12 protein-coding genes are annotated in these 15,355 nt (G+C 55.9%); 4 read left to right on the plus strand and 8 right to left on the minus strand.

The genetic code is table 11. The features are described 5' to 3' along the window. The first annotated feature begins 292 nt into the window (after nt 1-292). Nucleotides 293-490 (plus strand): hypothetical protein, encoded by a 198-nt coding sequence (locus tag PT279_RS03940; RefSeq protein ID WP_277165658.1) that lies wholly within the window; start codon nt 293-295, stop codon nt 488-490. 177 nt (nt 491-667) lie between these two features. On the opposite strand, the gene PT279_RS03945 is transcribed toward PT279_RS03940, so the two are convergent. Both PT279_RS03945 and PT279_RS03950 read right to left on the minus strand, forming a co-directional pair. Next, a complete protein-coding gene (locus tag PT279_RS03945; RefSeq protein ID WP_277165660.1) occupies nt 668-1,648 on the minus strand; it encodes a hypothetical protein in 981 nt (326 codons plus the stop codon). A gap of 131 nt (nt 1,649-1,779) precedes the next feature. Then, complete coding sequence (locus tag PT279_RS03950; RefSeq protein WP_277165662.1) at nt 1,780-2,451, minus strand: histidine phosphatase family protein; 672 nt, start codon at nt 2,449-2,451, stop codon at nt 1,780-1,782. Between the two features lie 379 nt (nt 2,452-2,830). On the opposite strand from PT279_RS03950, the gene PT279_RS03955 reads away from it, so the two are divergent. Beyond that, nucleotides 2,831-4,189 carry an MFS transporter gene (locus tag PT279_RS03955; protein WP_277165664.1) on the plus strand — a complete coding sequence of 453 codons (1,359 nt, stop codon included), beginning with the start codon at nt 2,831-2,833 and terminating at the stop codon, nt 4,187-4,189. A 256-nt stretch (nt 4,190-4,445) separates the two neighbouring features. On the opposite strand, the gene PT279_RS03960 is transcribed toward PT279_RS03955, so the two are convergent. The 4 genes from PT279_RS03960 to PT279_RS03975 form a co-directional block, all read right to left on the minus strand. Further along, nucleotides 4,446-5,069 carry a GtrA family protein gene (locus tag PT279_RS03960; protein ID WP_277165666.1) on the minus strand — a complete coding sequence of 208 codons (624 nt, stop codon included), beginning with the start codon at nt 5,067-5,069 and terminating at the stop codon, nt 4,446-4,448. Nucleotides 5,070-5,276: 207 nt separating this feature from the next. Next, a complete protein-coding gene (mvaD, locus tag PT279_RS03965) occupies nt 5,277-6,347 on the minus strand; it encodes a diphosphomevalonate decarboxylase (RefSeq protein WP_277165668.1) in 1,071 nt (356 codons plus the stop codon). Nucleotides 6,348-6,514: 167 nt separating this feature from the next. Then, complete coding sequence (gene mvk, locus PT279_RS03970; protein WP_277165670.1) at nt 6,515-7,645, minus strand: mevalonate kinase; 1,131 nt, start codon at nt 7,643-7,645, stop codon at nt 6,515-6,517. A 265-nt stretch (nt 7,646-7,910) separates the two neighbouring features. Continuing rightward, the gene (locus PT279_RS03975; protein WP_277165673.1) at nt 7,911-10,208 is read right to left on the minus strand and encodes a glycosyltransferase; all 2,298 of its coding nucleotides are present in this window, start codon (nt 10,206-10,208) and stop codon (nt 7,911-7,913) included. Between the two features lie 112 nt (nt 10,209-10,320). Here PT279_RS03975 and PT279_RS03980 point away from each other — a divergent pair, with 112 nt between their 5' ends. Together PT279_RS03980 and PT279_RS03985 are read left to right on the plus strand one after the other, a co-directional pair. Next, a complete protein-coding gene (locus tag PT279_RS03980) occupies nt 10,321-11,148 on the plus strand; it encodes an ABC transporter permease (RefSeq protein WP_277165675.1) in 828 nt (275 codons plus the stop codon). A gap of 31 nt (nt 11,149-11,179) precedes the next feature. Next, nucleotides 11,180-12,475 carry a polysaccharide ABC transporter ATP-binding protein gene (locus tag PT279_RS03985; protein ID WP_277165947.1) on the plus strand — a complete coding sequence of 432 codons (1,296 nt, stop codon included), beginning with the start codon at nt 11,180-11,182 and terminating at the stop codon, nt 12,473-12,475. Nucleotides 12,476-12,669: 194 nt separating this feature from the next. Here PT279_RS03985 and PT279_RS03990 read toward each other — a convergent pair whose 3' ends face one another. Both PT279_RS03990 and PT279_RS03995 read right to left on the minus strand, forming a co-directional pair. Beyond that, nucleotides 12,670-13,605, minus strand: coding sequence for a glycosyltransferase family 2 protein (locus PT279_RS03990; RefSeq protein ID WP_277165677.1), 936 nt, complete (start codon nt 13,603-13,605; stop codon nt 12,670-12,672). Between the two features lies 1 nt (nt 13,606). After that, on the minus strand, nt 13,607-15,298 hold the full coding sequence (locus tag PT279_RS03995; RefSeq protein WP_277165679.1) for a glycosyltransferase: 1,692 nt from the start codon (nt 15,296-15,298) through the stop codon (nt 13,607-13,609). Nucleotides 15,299-15,355 lie beyond the last annotated feature (57 nt).

A 15,355-nucleotide genomic window follows, 5' to 3' on the forward strand; every position in this document is an offset into this window, starting at 1 on the left:
CTCTGAATACGTCCATCGGACGAGTTTGGAGGGCCTTTGGTTTGCGGCCAAGCCATTGCCATCAGTCATGCGCATCAATCCATACCCATACCGTTTCCAGCTACTTGCCTGCCGGCAATCGGCAATCGTCGGCTTACAAAAATTCAATAAATAGAAACGATTTGTATATTTTTCACGATATCCATAGATGACGCCATATAATGAGACATCGTCGGCAGAAATGTACGTCCGGCACTTTTTAAGCCATCCGGCGCACCGTGACGTGCGTGTCCAACCAGAAGGGAAGATCGTGATGAGCACAACAGATTCAGCCAGGAATCCCAAGGGCACCAACCTGAAAGAGCCGCCATTTGACGCCAATACGCGGCCCGGCGGCGGCCATAACGGCAAGACGAAACTGCCGGGTTCCGGCGGAGAGCCGGCGCAGGGATATATGGGACCCACCGATATGAAGCCCGCCAAGACGGATTCCGTCGACGCCCAGAACTGAGCCAGAACATCTAACATTGGAAAAACGAAAAACGTGCGTTACCGGCAATATTGCGATAGCGCACGTTTTCGTATATATCGGATATCGGAGCAGACCAGCTGAAGGCCACAGAACCAAGGAACGGCAACCTCGCCGGGCCGAACCCACTGCCTTCGTTAACGGCTACCTGGCCCGAACTTACAGCTCCACCGGCGGCTTGTTCTTGTCTTCCGGAATATCCTTGAATTTTTCGGCCAGCTTGGCCTTCTTGATCTTCTCTTCCTTTTCCTTTTCGGCCTTAGCCACCGCCACGGGATCGTAAACAACGTCGTTGTGATGCTTCTCCCATTCGGCTTTGGCCAAGGGCGAGACGAACCCGGCCACGGCATCGATGGCATTTTCGCCGTCGCCGGAACCCACCGTCTCAAGATACTTACCCACCAGATCCTTGAACTGCCGGCTTGTCAAGTACATGCGTGGAATCGACATGCGCTCGCACAACTCGTTGATATAAAGCATAATCGGCGTCGCATTGCGGGCTGCGGCGTCAACGTCATTGGCGGCATCCACGTCGTTTTCGACCAAACCAAGCAACCCCTCAATCGCGGCCAACACCACCACAAGACGCTGGGTAATGCTTTCGACGTCCGGGCCGTGCGGCGTGGAATCATCTTCGGAATCGCCGTCTTCGCTCTGTCCACCTTCGCTCGAAACGGCGGCGGCACCGGCGGCCTGCTCGATCTCCTCGAGTGCGGCGGCAACAGTCTTCACGATTTCTTCGTCCCAGCCCACATTGAGATCGCCGGCACCCGCCATGACCAGCGCCGTATCGCCGTTACGGGAATAATCTTCCATCTGCTCGTAGGCATCGTTGACATCGATCAGCGCATCGACCACCGACTGCGGACGACCGGGAATATCAACCGCACCTTCATAGACGAATTCCGCATCCGCCATCGGAATTTCAGCGCCGGTGATGACTTCGGCCACCGCCCGGCAGACGAGAACCTGCAGGTCCTCGGCATATTTCGCGTCATTGCTGAGCTTCTGTGCGGTATCGAGAGGCCAAAGCGCGATAAGATCGACGCCGGTCTGCGCCGCGTCCCGCACCTCCGGCATCAAAGCCAAACGAGCCAGTTCACCATCCTTGATGATGCCGCCTTCAATATCAACCGCCATATTCGCTCCTTTGCTCTCACTGCCAAATTGCCGGTTTCCCCACCCTATCGTAATCCATACACCACTATGACAACGCCGACGTGCCCACGCTCGAATGCGAACTTTCGTGGTGTTGTTTTTGGCGCGTATTGTCATTTCACGTCCTTGGCCGGGTCGGCATAGTCGATATGCAGCATCTCGCCGGTTTCGCTGTCGTAGGTGATCGAGGTGATGGAAGCGAGCGCGGTGTGCCGCAACAGCATGTTGTGCTCGGGATGACCGGTTTCCAGCATATGCCGATAGCTCCAAATCGGCGACTCATGGCTGACGATGATGACCTGCTGCCCTGGGTGGTTGTGCACGGCCTCCTGCGCGAAATCGCTCACGCGCGCGGCGATATGCTGGTAGCTTTCGCCCCAGCTCGGTCGCCACAGGTTGCGCAGCAGCTTGAGGTTTCGCGGCCGCCACAACGCGGCTTTGCCGTAACCGATACGCAGGCCGCGGAATTCGTTGCCCGCTTCGATAAGCCGGGGGTCGGTTTCCATGGAAAGCTCCTCTTGCCCGCGCGAAAGGCGCACGGGGTTGAGTTCGGCCAGAATCGCCTGCGTGGTTTCACGGGTGCGATCCAAGGGCGAGGAATAGAGCGCCACCGCTTGGTTCATTTGGGCGTTGGCCGCGATATACCGTCCGCTGGCCTGGGCCATGCGCAACCCCAAAGCCGAAAGATGGAAGTCAGGAAGACGCTCGTAGAGCAGATGACCGGGGTTCTCGACCTTGCCGTGGCGGACGAAATGCAACGTGGTCTGCAACGCGATTGACGACATGAACAGCCTTTCCCGGTGACGAATGACTTGTGCCGGACATCGCCAATCACGATGCCCTTTACCCAATAACAGGGTACCAGCGGCTGGGCACGTAAGACACTTTTTACCGGAATCGAAGGCAGCAAATAACGCCAAAGATACGTTTGCAAAAGATTTACATTTTATTCTTCGTTTACCGCTAAATTCACCGCGCGTCGGGGTGCATGACCGCTAAAGTATCGAGGCTGAGAGTAGAGAACAAACAATATTTCTTATCCATCTGAGCCATAACCGATTCCCGCGAAAAAACCGCATGAACCGCGCACAACCGGCTTGGATTTCCCTGCTGCCATCAGCCGCAAGACTTCCACCACACATTTTGAAAGGAATTGCTAAAGCCATGCGCTTTATTCCCGTATCCGGCATCAAAGACGCCTCCCACCGCCTCTTCGGAGGCTATGCCGAACTCTTGCGTATGCCGCACACCGCGCGCTTCGCCGTAGGCTCGGTCATCGCGTGCATGCCCTTCCCGATGGTCGGCATGACCATCACCATCTCCGTGCAGCATTATTACGGCAACTACACGCTCGCGGGTGCGCTGAGCGCGGTGCAGGCCATCGCGTTGGCGATCATGAGCCCGATACTCGGCAAGCTTGTCGACAAATTCGGCCAGCGACAGGTTTCCATTCCCACCATCATCGTCTGGGTGGTCGCCGCCACCGCGCTTGTTTCATGCATTACAGCTCGAGTTCCGTCCTGGATACTGTTCGTCATCGTGCCGTTTATGTCGGCGATCCCGCCATGGGGCGCGATGTCCCGCAGCCGCTGGACGCATCTGCTGCGCGGAGACCGTGTGCGCACCGACCGGGCGCTTTCGCTTTCCGGCGTTTTCGACGAGGCGATGTGGGTCATCGGCAATCCGTTGGCCTCGACTTTGGCCGTAATTTCCGGCGTGCTCGCGTTTTCGGTGACCGGCATGTGCGTCATCGTTGGCGCATTGATGTTCCTGACCGAACTTTCCACCGAACCGCCCTCGCAGACCGACCTGGCCCGCAAAGCCGGCATCTCCCGCAAGGAATACCGCGAGCGCGAAGCACTGAAGGCCGCCAAATTGCGCGGCCGTGCGGAAGCCGCGGAGGAGAAGGCCGGCCTGCTGAAATCCGGCCAGTCCATCTGGGGACCGGGCCTGATCGCGATGTGCGTCACTTGGTTCGGCCTCGGCGCCTTCCAGTCGGCTGCGTCGATTTCCATCATCTCGTTTGCCACCGAACAGAACATGAAGCAGTACACGGGCTTCGTTTTCGCGTGCTTCTCGTTCTCGTCAATGATCGGAGCAATCTTCTACGGGGCCAAGAACTGGACGATCCCGCTGTGGAAACGCTTCTATTTTTGCCTTATTGTGGTCGATCTCGGAATCGGCTCATTCATGTTCGCGCATAATATCTGGACGATCATGATTATCTACCTGATCATCGGCGTCTGCCAGGCCCCGACGTGGATCAACGGCAACCAGCTGATGCTGCACCTCGTGCCGCCGACCCGCTTCACCGAAGGCATGGCATGGACCAGTGCGATGAACTCGATCGGCGGCTCCGCCGGCTCGGCCATCGCCGGTGTTTTCATCGACCAGATGGGTTCCCACGGCGGTTTCCTCGTCGTCACCGCCCTCGCCCTGGCCTCGCTTGTCCTGTCTTTCACCGGCTTCAGGCAGATCAAGCAAAGCACCGAAACCCCGATGCTCACGCAGGTTGAGGTTTAAGGCACAAGCTCAGAGGTGTGAGCACGTCAGACCGGGTGAACAGATTCATCGGCTCGTATCCCACGCCACGCGCATGCCGATACTTCATACATCCCTAAATGCGTCTTTTCCCCGCACTCCACACACATTTGTGCGGGGAAAGTCCTAATTAGCCGCGCTAGATACGTCTTTTCCCGCACCTATACCCTACTTAGTGCGGGAAAAGACGTATTTTTCTATTATCACAGACTAATTATTCGCACAATAACGAAAAGGCCTACTGCCAACCCTTCGGGGTGTGAGCTATCGACCACTCGCCGAGCTTTTGGGCGAACGTTTTGTGCTTCGGTTTGGCTGCGGAAGTCGGGACGGCACTGGCCGTGCCGTCAGAAGCGGCTGGAGAAGCATTCGCCATATCGGACGTACCGGATTGCTCATTTGCGGATTCAGCTTGATTCTTAGCCTCGCCGTTCTGCCCGGAACGGTCGTCGAGCAGCCACTTGCGGATGATGAAGTTCCAGACGGCGACCACCACAGTGGCGACGATCTTGCCGATATTGGTGCGCAGAATATACATCGCATGCTGCGCAACGGCCGCGTTGGCTGCCATTCCCAACGTGCTCATCCAGATGATCAGGTCATTGATACCGAGCCCGACTACCGCCGCCGCGAGGAAAATCGAGCCTTCCATCCAGCGGGCCATGTCGGCGCGGCGCTTGAACACGTATTTCATACTCGCCCAATAATTGAACGCCAAGGAAACCAGGAACGAGATCGTACTTGCGATCACGTTGTTCATGTGGAAAGCAGCCACCAGAAGATTCAGCACGCCGAAGTCAATCACGGCGGCGATGACGCCCACAATACCGAATTTCACGAGTTGTTCAATAAGCTTTTTCACAAAAGACCATTTAACTACTCGCGCCTGCCAAGTGTCTGCGAGAATGCATAATTACCACTGATTCATCGCATGGAATCGCATAAATAAACTTCAACGGAAGCGGAATACCATTAATCGAACTCAACTACAGCAAGTTCTCAAGACTCCCGTATCGGAAATTTCGTAATACTTCTAACCTTTAGAAAGTAATCCCCATCGACATGGGGGTTACGCCTCGAAACGCACACCAGCACCAGGGCGGTGAACCGCAATCTCACAGTTCGGTAAGCGGTCACGCAACTGGTCGGCCACACGCTCGGCATCACGGCCGTCCGTGAGCACTTTGACATTCGGGCCGGCATCCATCGTCGACCATGCACCCAAGCCCGTCTCGCGGATGTCCGCGACAGCGTTCAGCGCAGCAACCGTCTGCGGAAGCCAGTAGAGCACGGCCGGACGCGAAGCCATCATCGCCGCGTGCATGCCCAGAGCGTTGGCCTCGGTGATTTCGCCGAGACGCCCAACATCACCAACCCGGATCGCTGCGAGCGCATCGTCCAGATCTTTCCCGCAGGAATCAATCCACGCGTCATAAAGCGGCGAAGTGGCGATGGTGCGCCGCATCGCCTCACGGCTGGAAATCGGCTTCTTTGCACTGCTTATCAACACCACGACTATGGCCAGGTCCATATTGCCGGAATCCACTGGCTCGGCGTACGAGCTCGCGTCATCGTCTCCCGCGTTCCATTTCACCAGTCCGCCGAAAATCGAACGACAGGCAGAACCCGAACCACGGCGGGCCAAACGGGACAGGTCTCGTGGATTCAATTCAAGTCCGGCCGCCTTCGAGGCCGCCGCCGCGAGTGCCGCAAACGCCGACGCGGAACTGGCCAGCCCGGCACCAAACGGTACGGTGTTGGACGAAGTCACGTGTGCAGGCAGTTTTAGACCCGCCTCGTCTCGCACAATATCAAGGAATTTCGAAACACGGGTCAGCGCCGGCCCCTGCTGCTCCTTGCCGTCAATGGTCAAGGAATCGGTAATCGATTGAGTATCCGGGCTATCCGCAGTATACGGCTCACCGAATTCGACCGTGGTGCGTGTGGAAAGTCCATCCAATGTCAACGAAAGGCTGGAAGCCCGCGGAATAATCAGGCGTTCGTCCGCCTTGCCCCAGTACTTGATCAGTGCGATATTGGCGTTGGCGACGGCAGTGGCCTTTTTCGCCGCATTTTGCTTCGTCGATTTCACATGCGAAACAGCCCACGATTGCCCTTGCGACTCTCGCGTTTCCGTCATATCCGATACACTGACCTTCACAATTGAAGAGTTTATTCCGCTTGCGCGGGCAAGATTATACAAATGCGAGACTATCTACCAAACCCGCAGAATTCGATTACTCATTACCATCAAATCTTATTATTTCATGAATCTGCTACTGCGCAAAACTCGCCTACTGCGCTTTATCACACAGCTACGAAAGACCTGCTGCCGTAACGATTCTCGACTTCATCGCCCGCAAGAGACTTTTTATTCGCGTCTTGATCAAACAGAGGATGAATCCAGACCTCGCGAGCACCTTCGTTGAGCAACGCACGTTTGACGTTTTCGGCGGTTTGTTCGTCGGCGGCCAGCGCAATCAGGCAACCACCCAGGCCACCACCGGTCATTTTCGCGCCGCTGGCCCCGGCCACACGCGCCGCTTCGGCCAGATGATTGACCAGAGGGTGGCTGACGTTGAGCTCGTTGAGCAATCCGTGCGCACGGTTCATCCGCTCGCCGAGCATACGCACCGTTCCCAGCTCGAGATCGGTCTCGGCTGCGCGGGCCAGTTCGCCGAGTTCATCCATGATGGACTTGACATGCGCATGGTCCTGTTCGTCCTCTTTGTGGACGTTGCCGACGGCCTCGCGCGTGCTACCAGCAATGCCGGAATCGGCAATGATCAAGTAAGCCGGCATATCGACGCGCATCTTCTCGATATCGCCAGATTCGAAGGCGACCAAATCGCGCGAGCATGTCGTCGCCGCGTCAAGACCCGAAGGGTTGCCGTGTGTGATGACCTCGGCCTCGTTGGTAAGTTTCAGAATCTGCTCTTCGCTGGTCTTGACATCGCAGGCGTCGAGAATCGCGCGAATCACCGCCCCTGCGCTTGCAGCCGAAGAACCCATACCACGGCCCGCGGGGAACGAACTGTCTGTGACCACGTCGAACGCAAGACCGGGATAACCGGCGAATTCCGTGGCGACCTTCACCGCGCGTTCAAGACCGCCGAAACGACTTCCGGCATCGGAAAGCGAACCCTCATAATTCAACGCTTTCAGCGTGCCACAAGGGGTTTGCGAAGAATCCATAACCGAGGAATGGCGAAAATCGCTGATGACGGTGCGAGAAGGCTGCGAGCCGTAACGATTCGCCGTTTTTGAAGTACCGTAAATATTCTCAGCATTATTTTGAGTCTGCACAACCGGCGTGACCCAAGCCCGCATCTTCAACGAAAGCAACGGGGCGGCGACGGCAGGATATCCGTAGACCACGGAATGCTCGCCCATGAGAATGACCTTCGCCCAGGTCTCGCCATATCCCATGTGCACCATCTTGAGCCATCACCTTTCAAAAATCTAAAACGACCATCAATACCTCAACACTTTCGGCAACGATAAATCGCAATTCCGAGCCCAAAGCGGACTTGGCGATTGAGGAGCAAAACCTGTTACGTGTCTACGCATTGCGTATCAATCGCTCATCGCGGTTTTCCGCCACCAATATCGGCATTAATTGCCTACCGATTCCCGAGTCTAGAAATCGATTTGTGAACTGTGCGCAAACGAGCGTGAAGATAATGGAAAGACGGCGGTGAAATTACGAAGAAAAAATTACACGCCAGAAATCAGGGCTCGACAAATCGGCGGAACGATAGGAATCTGCAAGCGAATCCCAGCGCCGCACCAGCGATCTGGCGATTCGGTAACATTCACGCAGATTCCTGCGGTACAGCTTGCTGTCGCGTTTCAGCCACGCCGCACCGTTGCCATCGGAAGTAGTGACCAAAGCCGAGCTCACCCCATCGAACGACGGCCAGACCGCGTCCTTGGACTTCATCGCAACTTGAGGCGCGGCATCGTGAGTCCCGTCCTGCCGCGAAAACACCGCTTTCACCACTTCCTTTGCTGCGGCTTTGGCGAACTCATCACCAGATAATGCCGGACGTAGGTTCTCGAACACTGCCACAGGAGCAGGGAACGCCTCGAGATCTTGAGAAACCCTGCTATCATCAAATCCTTCTCGTGCCTCACGAACATCAGGCAACTTGGTCGAAAGCGTATCAACGAGATTGTCTGGCCCGCGCATCACGTCGCGCAGCGCCATATGGTGCAGCTTCATACCTGAATACATCAGTTTGACGCCGAGATGGGCGTCCTCGTACATCATACGGAACACATAGCGTTTCCCGGCGTTCGGGAAGTGGAGCAGTGCGCAGATCCAGCGGTTGCGTTGCGCATAGTATTCCTCCCACGTGCGCGAAATATCCTTGTCGTGCCAGCCCTGATGCCAGACGGCGACCCCGGGAAGACCGACCGTCGGATAACCGTGTTCGCGAGCACGCAGGCCGTATTCCACATCGTCATATTTGATGAACAGAGGAAGCGACAGGCCGATCTCGCGAATGACCGAATTGGGGATGAGGCACATCCACCAACCGCTGTAATCGCAATCGAAACGCGCATGCAGTTCCGGCGAATCGCGAAGCGGCGAAACGGCGAAATCGTGATTATAACTGGCTCCGGCCGGCGGACACGGCCTCAGACTGCCGCGGTCGAAACGTTCGCCCTGCACGTGCAGCATCGTCCGGTCGTCGAGATGGAACATACCGCCGCCCACCAAAACGGGGTGTTTGGCATAATCCTCGAACTGAATCGAGCGCAGTAACGATTCCGGCTCCATGATGGCATCGTCGTCCAGCAGAATCGTGTAGGCACTTCGGCCCGCGTCGATCGACTCTAGCATACCACGGGAGAATCCACCGGAACCGCCAATATTGGCCTGCTGGATATAAGTAAGTTGACTGCCCAAGTCCGCAGAGACCTCGTCGAATCCGTCCTGTTCACAGACCTTGTCGCTGCCTTGGTCAATGCAGTAGACCGTGTCGAGCCTTTTGCGCAGCTCACCCTCGCCGGCGATGGCTTTCAGCTGACGCAGACAGTAAGGAGTGCGGTTGAAAGTCGTAATCGCTATGGAACAGGAGGGATGCGTCGCTTCATAGGCAAACACAACACTCGCGCTATATCGGCCATCACGATCGCTGTTCTCATCATCCTCTGTGGCTTGCGCAAAGTCGGAATCGGCACCTTGAGCATCCGGACCATCTTGCCCCTTTTGCTCGCAGCGCGGCAGATCAGCCATCGGCACCTGCCAACCCACGTTACGAATCGTCAAAGCCGGGAACCCAGACCTACCGCTGCCCATAATGGGACGGCAATACGCGTCGAACCAGAAATACCCGCCGTCCAACAGACCCGAAAGCGGAATCTCAAGAGCTATCTGCTTCCAGCCGTTTCCGAGATCGGTCATAACCTCTGCTTGCGAATCGACAATCCGCAAAGCATCATGACCCGAATGACCGGTATACGGATTATCCGATTGCGATTGATCGGCTTGCAAGCCATCAACCGTATTATCATCATCGTCACTATGGAGCTCAAGCGTCTTGACCGTCGAAAACAGACCTCGCGCGGTCGACTTGAACACATTGATTTCGCCTTCACCACACACCTGCATAACGAGCCTGACTGAACGGACACTCGTCCAGCGCTGCCAATACGACGCCGGAAATGCGTTGAAATACGTGCAGAAAGATATATGGGCACCAGGCTTAAGGAGAGCCGAACGGCGGGAAAGCACCATGAAATCCGAAAGTTCGTCGCGCGCGGCCCCTGCATCGGCGGTAGCTTCACGCATCGTCTTATCGAAACCGATGGGGTTCAATGAGGCCACATCGGCACGTTGCAACTGCGAAACGCTGTCGAACACCGATTCCGGGACATGAGGCCTCGTCCATCGCACCGCATATAGCGGCATGACGGACTCCCGATCGTCAATCGGGAACACCACCCGGTTGACCGTGTCCCATTGCTTTTGTGCAGAACTTGCTTGAGCCATAGCTTTCAGTATAACTTCGCGGGGGCAGAATATGCGATAACTACGTAAACCTTATGCAAAACTGCTCGTTTTCCCAGCATAATCCCATAGTCGTTGCTAAACTAAGACCTTTGTGAAGACATTAGCGAAAAAACTCGAGAATAGATACCACTATTCGTGGGTCGTTCTCAAAGAGCTGGTCAAGACCGATTTCAAGCTGCGATACCAAGGTTCCTTCCTCGGCATCGCCTGGTCAGTCATCAAGCCGCTCATGCTGTTCGGTATCATGTATATGGTCTTCGTGCGCTTCCTGCACTTCACCGACGGCACCCCGCAATACCCTGTCGTGCTACTGATGGGCAACTGCCTGTGGCAGTTCTTCTCCGAAGCGACCAGCACCGGCCTGCGCTCCATCGTCGATCGCGGTGACATCCTGCGCAAGATCCATTTCCCCAACTACATCATCGTCGTCTCCGCAACCTGCGGCGCCCTGATCAGCTTGGGCATCAACCTGGTTGTCATTCTGATCTTCGCAGTCGTCAACGGCGCGCATTTCACCTGGCGTGTGGTGCTCCTGCCGCTCAACCTCATCGAACTTTATATCTTCGCGCTTGGTTGCGCCCTGCTGCTCGCCACGATGTACGTCCACTTCCGCGACATCCAGCATATCTGGGAAGTCGTCAGCCAGGTCGTCTTCTACGCCACGCCTATCATCTACCCGCTTTCCATGGTCGAGCACAATTACCCGATCATCGCCAAGCTGATGCTGATGAGCCCGATAGCCCAGACCTTCCAGGACGCCCGGCATAACCTCATTGACCCGCAGAACGTGCAGATCATCTGGAGCGAGATCCACAACCCGCTGGTGTGCCTGATTCCCTATATCCTTTCGTTCGCGTTCCTGGTGCTCGGCGTGTATGTCTTCCGTAAGTACAGCCGCAAATTCGCGGAAATCATGTAGTGAGCGAGGCATGATGACTTCTTCAAAATCAATGGTTTCCAAAACCGATTCATCCAATTCCGTCAAGGACTCCTCCCTTATCGATTCTTTGGGCAAGCCCAAGGAAAACAGCGAGGTCGTACTTTCGGTCGACCACGTCGGCAAATACTTCAAGCTGCCCACCGAACAGGCGACCGGCCTCAAGCAGGCGTTCATCAACTGGACGAAAGGCATCAAAGGCTACAAGAAGCAGCAGGTGCTCAACGACATCACCTTCGACGTCCACAAAGGGGACTTCTTCGGCATTGTCGGCCGCAACGGATCCGGAAAATCGACACTGCTCAAAATCATCTCCGGCATCTACGTGCCCGACGGCGGCACGGTAAAAGTCAAGGGCAAACTAGTGCCGTTCATCGAACTTGGCGTCGGTTTCAACCCCGAACTGACCGGCCGCGAAAACGTCTTCCTCAACGGCGCCCTGCTCGGCTTTACCCGCGAAGAGATCGAAGGCATGTATGACGACATCGTCGATTTCGCGGAACTCGGCGACTTCATGGATCAGAAACTCAAGAACTACTCCAGCGGTATGCAGGTGCGTCTGGCGTTCTCCGTGGCCATCAAAGCCCAGGGCGACATTCTGGTGCTCGACGAAGTGCTCGCCGTCGGCGACGAGGCGTTCCAGCAGAAATGCGACGACTACTTCACCGAAGTGAAAAAGGACCCGAACAAGACGGTCATCCTGGTCACCCATTCCATGGATTCGGTCAAAAAGTATTGCAACAAGGCCATCCTCATCAAAGACGGTGACATCATCGTCAACGGCAACAAAGAGGAAGCCGCCAACCAGTACACTCTCGAGAACCTTCAGGCCGAAAAGAAGGAAATCGAACAGAAGAACGGCCAATACGCCGACGGTCTCAACAGCCGCTGCCCCGTGCTCAAGGTGAAGCCGCTTTCCCATCAAATCTGCAAGAGTTCCGACACGTTCCGCTTCGAGGTGGAATACGACTTCAACGAGCCTGAGGACTTTTACCTCGCCATCGCGCTGCACGACCTGCGTCGCGGCGGCGTTGCGTTCGATACCGGCTCGGAAACGCTGAAATATACGGAACACGGACATCGTACCGTCGAATTCAAGATGCCTCTTAACCTGTTCAACAACGGCGATTTCAGGCTGGTCGCCTCACTGCGTACGCTTTCGAAAAAGAACCCCGACACGACGGATATGGTGGCGTTTACCAATGACGCCAATTCCTGCGCATTCGCCATCAGGGATTCAGAGAACAGGGATTACGCGCTGATCAACGACAGGGTCATGCAGATTACTCAGGTGGGCTCACCGAGGTAACGCAACGGAATGACCGTCAGATTCTTGAATCAGACAGTCACAGCCGGATAAGATTAATTACGATTAATTACGACCTGATATAAAGAATGGTTCTGAAATGCTTGAAGATTTCAGAACCATTCTTTTTCAATGCCGGTGCCCCTGTCATCGAACTTTCAAGGGGCGCGCCAATGTTGGCATTGCGACAAATGCGTTTACCGTTTCGCCGGGACCTGCGGATAGTCAATTTGCGGATTGAAGCCCCACGCCTCGCGAAGTTTCTTATAGATCCGCTTGCGCAAAGGCTTGGCCACATGACCGCGATGCATGTTGTTCCTCACCATCGCGGCGAAGCGCGCATACTGATAAACGCCTTCGTGGTGAAGATGGAAAGAGCCCTCGTTGCGAGCGCCATACTCGAATTTCCAGATGTTCTTGTCATCGATCATCGAATAGTTGACGCCCTTGTTGGAACCCATATCGTGCAGCACGACGCTGTCCATCACCTGGATGCCGGGGCACGCCTTGGTGATGCGCATGGTGTATTCCGCGTCGTCGAACCAAATGAAGTATTCCTTGTACGGCAGGCCGTAATCCTCCATGACCCAGCGAGGGATAAGCACGGAAACGAACGAACAACGGCTGACGAGCGCGATGTTGAGTCCTTGGGCCATAAGCCTTCCCCAGTCCCATGTGGTGACCGGGTTGTTCATCTCGGAAATCGTGCCGTCGATGAACTTGACCAGTGAACACGCGAAGGGAATATCGGTGCCCATCTTCTTGGAGGCCGCGTCGTAGCCGTCAACCAGCTTTTCCAACGCATCGGGCTGCGGGTAGCCGTCATCATCGAAGATCCAGGCGAAATCGGCGCCGAGCTCATAGGAACGGCGCATACCGGCCGAGAAACCGCCCGCGCCGCCGACATTTTTCGGCAAGGTGACGATATCGAGCTGGATCTTATCGCCAAGTTTGAAATCCGCCCGATACTCTTCCAAATACTTGTCGGTGCCATCGGTCGCCGCATTGTTGACGATGATGAGTTGGTCGGGCAGACGGGTCTGCGTCTCCAGGCAGTGAAGCACGGTCTTGAGTTTGTCAAGACGATTGAAGGTTACCACGACCGCGGCTATTTTTCGTTTGTCTTCAGCCATTTTACTTGTTCCATCCCTTAAGCATTCGTGCGAACAGAGCATCCGCCGATTCGAGCTGCGAGAACTCCTCCAGCCTTTTCTCCTCAGCCGCCCACAGCCGTTTCCGATCGTCTTCGCTGTTTGCCAGGTGCGCCAGCGCGGATTTGGCATCGTGCACCATCTTTGACGTCATACGCCGCAGAAGCCCCTGCTTGGGGACCAGCGTGGACTGCGAGCCGACATCGGCGGAAATCACGGGAATGCCGGCCGAAAGCGCCTCGATCGTCGTCAACGTGATGCCTTCGTTGATCGAGGAAACCAGCAGCACGTCGGCATCCTCGTAGGTCTTCGCCACGGGGACCTTCATGGAGCGCCGTTCGAGGACCTTGCCCAGATTGTAGCGTTTGATCAGGGTATCGGCGAAAATATCCATATCGCCATTGCCCTGCATGATGAACCGGAACTTGCCGGGATAAGCCCGTTGCAACGCATGGGCGGTAAGGATGAATGCTTCAGGACGCTTCTGGCGCACCATGCGACCGACGAACGCAACGGTCAATGGCTTGCCGGTATCACGAGGCTTGAATTTCGCTTTCTCGCTGTCCGCAGTCAATCCAACCAGAGGAGCCACGACGACCTTCTTGGCGTCGAGATGGTGAATATCGACCAGCCAATGTCGCAATTGCGGCGAAATGACGTGGTGGAGGTCAATCCATTGGTCACGAATCGCCGATTCGTGCGGATAGCCGCCACGGAAGAAATACTCCACGATGTGGAGGGAATCGACAATCTTCGTGCGCGGGAAGTACTTCTTGACCCACCACGCCCTGTCATACATCCACTGGCAATGGTGAATCAGGATCCCTTTGATGTCGAAATGCTCAAAAAGCGCACGCAACAACGGGGCGTCGCCGGGACGCTCCTGCAAAGGCGCGGTAAGCGGCAGCAGCAACGCGTCGTCGAACTCAGGGCGTGTGATCCAAGGCTGGTGGCCGTCCCTGTCGGTGATGACAATCGGGTAGAAGCCGGCTTGCTTGACCAGTTTCACAGTTTCCAAGGCCCAACGTTCCGCGCCACCGGCCTGGAACCAGTGCATCGCGATGATGACCGCCTTCTTCGCACCGGCGGGAGCCTTGCCTGGTTTAATCTCCACAACCGGATGATGGTGCCCGGACCAAGCGTTTTCCCTTTCCACAGTCCGGGGAATCCACGGTTTGACGGGCTTTCTGCCGAGATATTCGCGGATGCTGCGCTTGGTGTCGCGGAAAACGTCGAACTGTGTGGGGAACGACAGCTCAAGGGCGTTATAAAGCTTGGCTTTGGGGCCATCGTTGGGATGCTTGCTTTCCACATCCTTGTCCGTCGCGTCGTCGGGGGTCAAGAGCAGATAGCGAACACCCGTGTCAACGACCTGCTGGTCCTGATCAAAATATTGGGGAGGATATGCGGACCCGGGCTCGACAGTTGAGGTCATGGACAGTTCCGCAAATGGCTCAAGCCCGGCCTCGCGGGTGAGCAGGCCGTTAAGCGTGGTCAGATCCGTCAGCCTCGGGTACTGCCACTTCTGCCCCATATACAGCTTGAAGACGAGCGTCCTGCCGGGTTGAATCAACGCGTTGTAATTCATCGCCCCCACAACAAGGCGCCGCAACCGTTCACTGAGCGAGTCGAGTTTGCCCTGATCTCCTGCGGAAATCCTAAAAAAATCACACATAATGACCAATGATACTCGAAGGCGTTTAAAAACGTGCGTTCACCGGATATGGCTACC

The sequence above is a fragment of the Bifidobacterium sp. ESL0784 genome (genome assembly GCF_029433295.1).
Lineage (GTDB): Bacteria > Actinomycetota > Actinomycetes > Actinomycetales > Bifidobacteriaceae > Bifidobacterium.

Excerpts from the sequence above, each read along its gene's own strand:
- PT279_RS03950 (WP_277165662.1), bottom strand. The coding sequence starts at position 2,451 with ATGTCGTCAATCGCGTTGCAGACCACGTTGCATTTCGTCCGCCACGGC.
- mvk (WP_277165670.1), bottom strand. The coding sequence starts at position 7,645 with ATGGTGCACATGGGATATGGCGAGACCTGGGCGAAGGTCATTCTCATG.
- PT279_RS03985 (WP_277165947.1), top strand. The coding sequence starts at position 11,180 with ATGGTTTCCAAAACCGATTCATCCAATTCCGTCAAGGACTCCTCCCTT.
- PT279_RS03945 (WP_277165660.1), bottom strand. The coding sequence starts at position 1,648 with ATGGCGGTTGATATTGAAGGCGGCATCATCAAGGATGGTGAACTGGCT.
- PT279_RS03940 (WP_277165658.1), top strand. The coding sequence starts at position 293 with ATGAGCACAACAGATTCAGCCAGGAATCCCAAGGGCACCAACCTGAAA.
- PT279_RS03955 (WP_277165664.1), top strand. The coding sequence starts at position 2,831 with ATGCGCTTTATTCCCGTATCCGGCATCAAAGACGCCTCCCACCGCCTC.
- PT279_RS03975 (WP_277165673.1), bottom strand. The coding sequence starts at position 10,208 with ATGGCTCAAGCAAGTTCTGCACAAAAGCAATGGGACACGGTCAACCGG.
- mvaD (WP_277165668.1), bottom strand. The coding sequence starts at position 6,347 with ATGACGGAAACGCGAGAGTCGCAAGGGCAATCGTGGGCTGTTTCGCAT.
- PT279_RS03990 (WP_277165677.1), bottom strand. The coding sequence starts at position 13,605 with ATGGCTGAAGACAAACGAAAAATAGCCGCGGTCGTGGTAACCTTCAAT.
- PT279_RS03995 (WP_277165679.1), bottom strand. The coding sequence starts at position 15,298 with ATGTGTGATTTTTTTAGGATTTCCGCAGGAGATCAGGGCAAACTCGAC.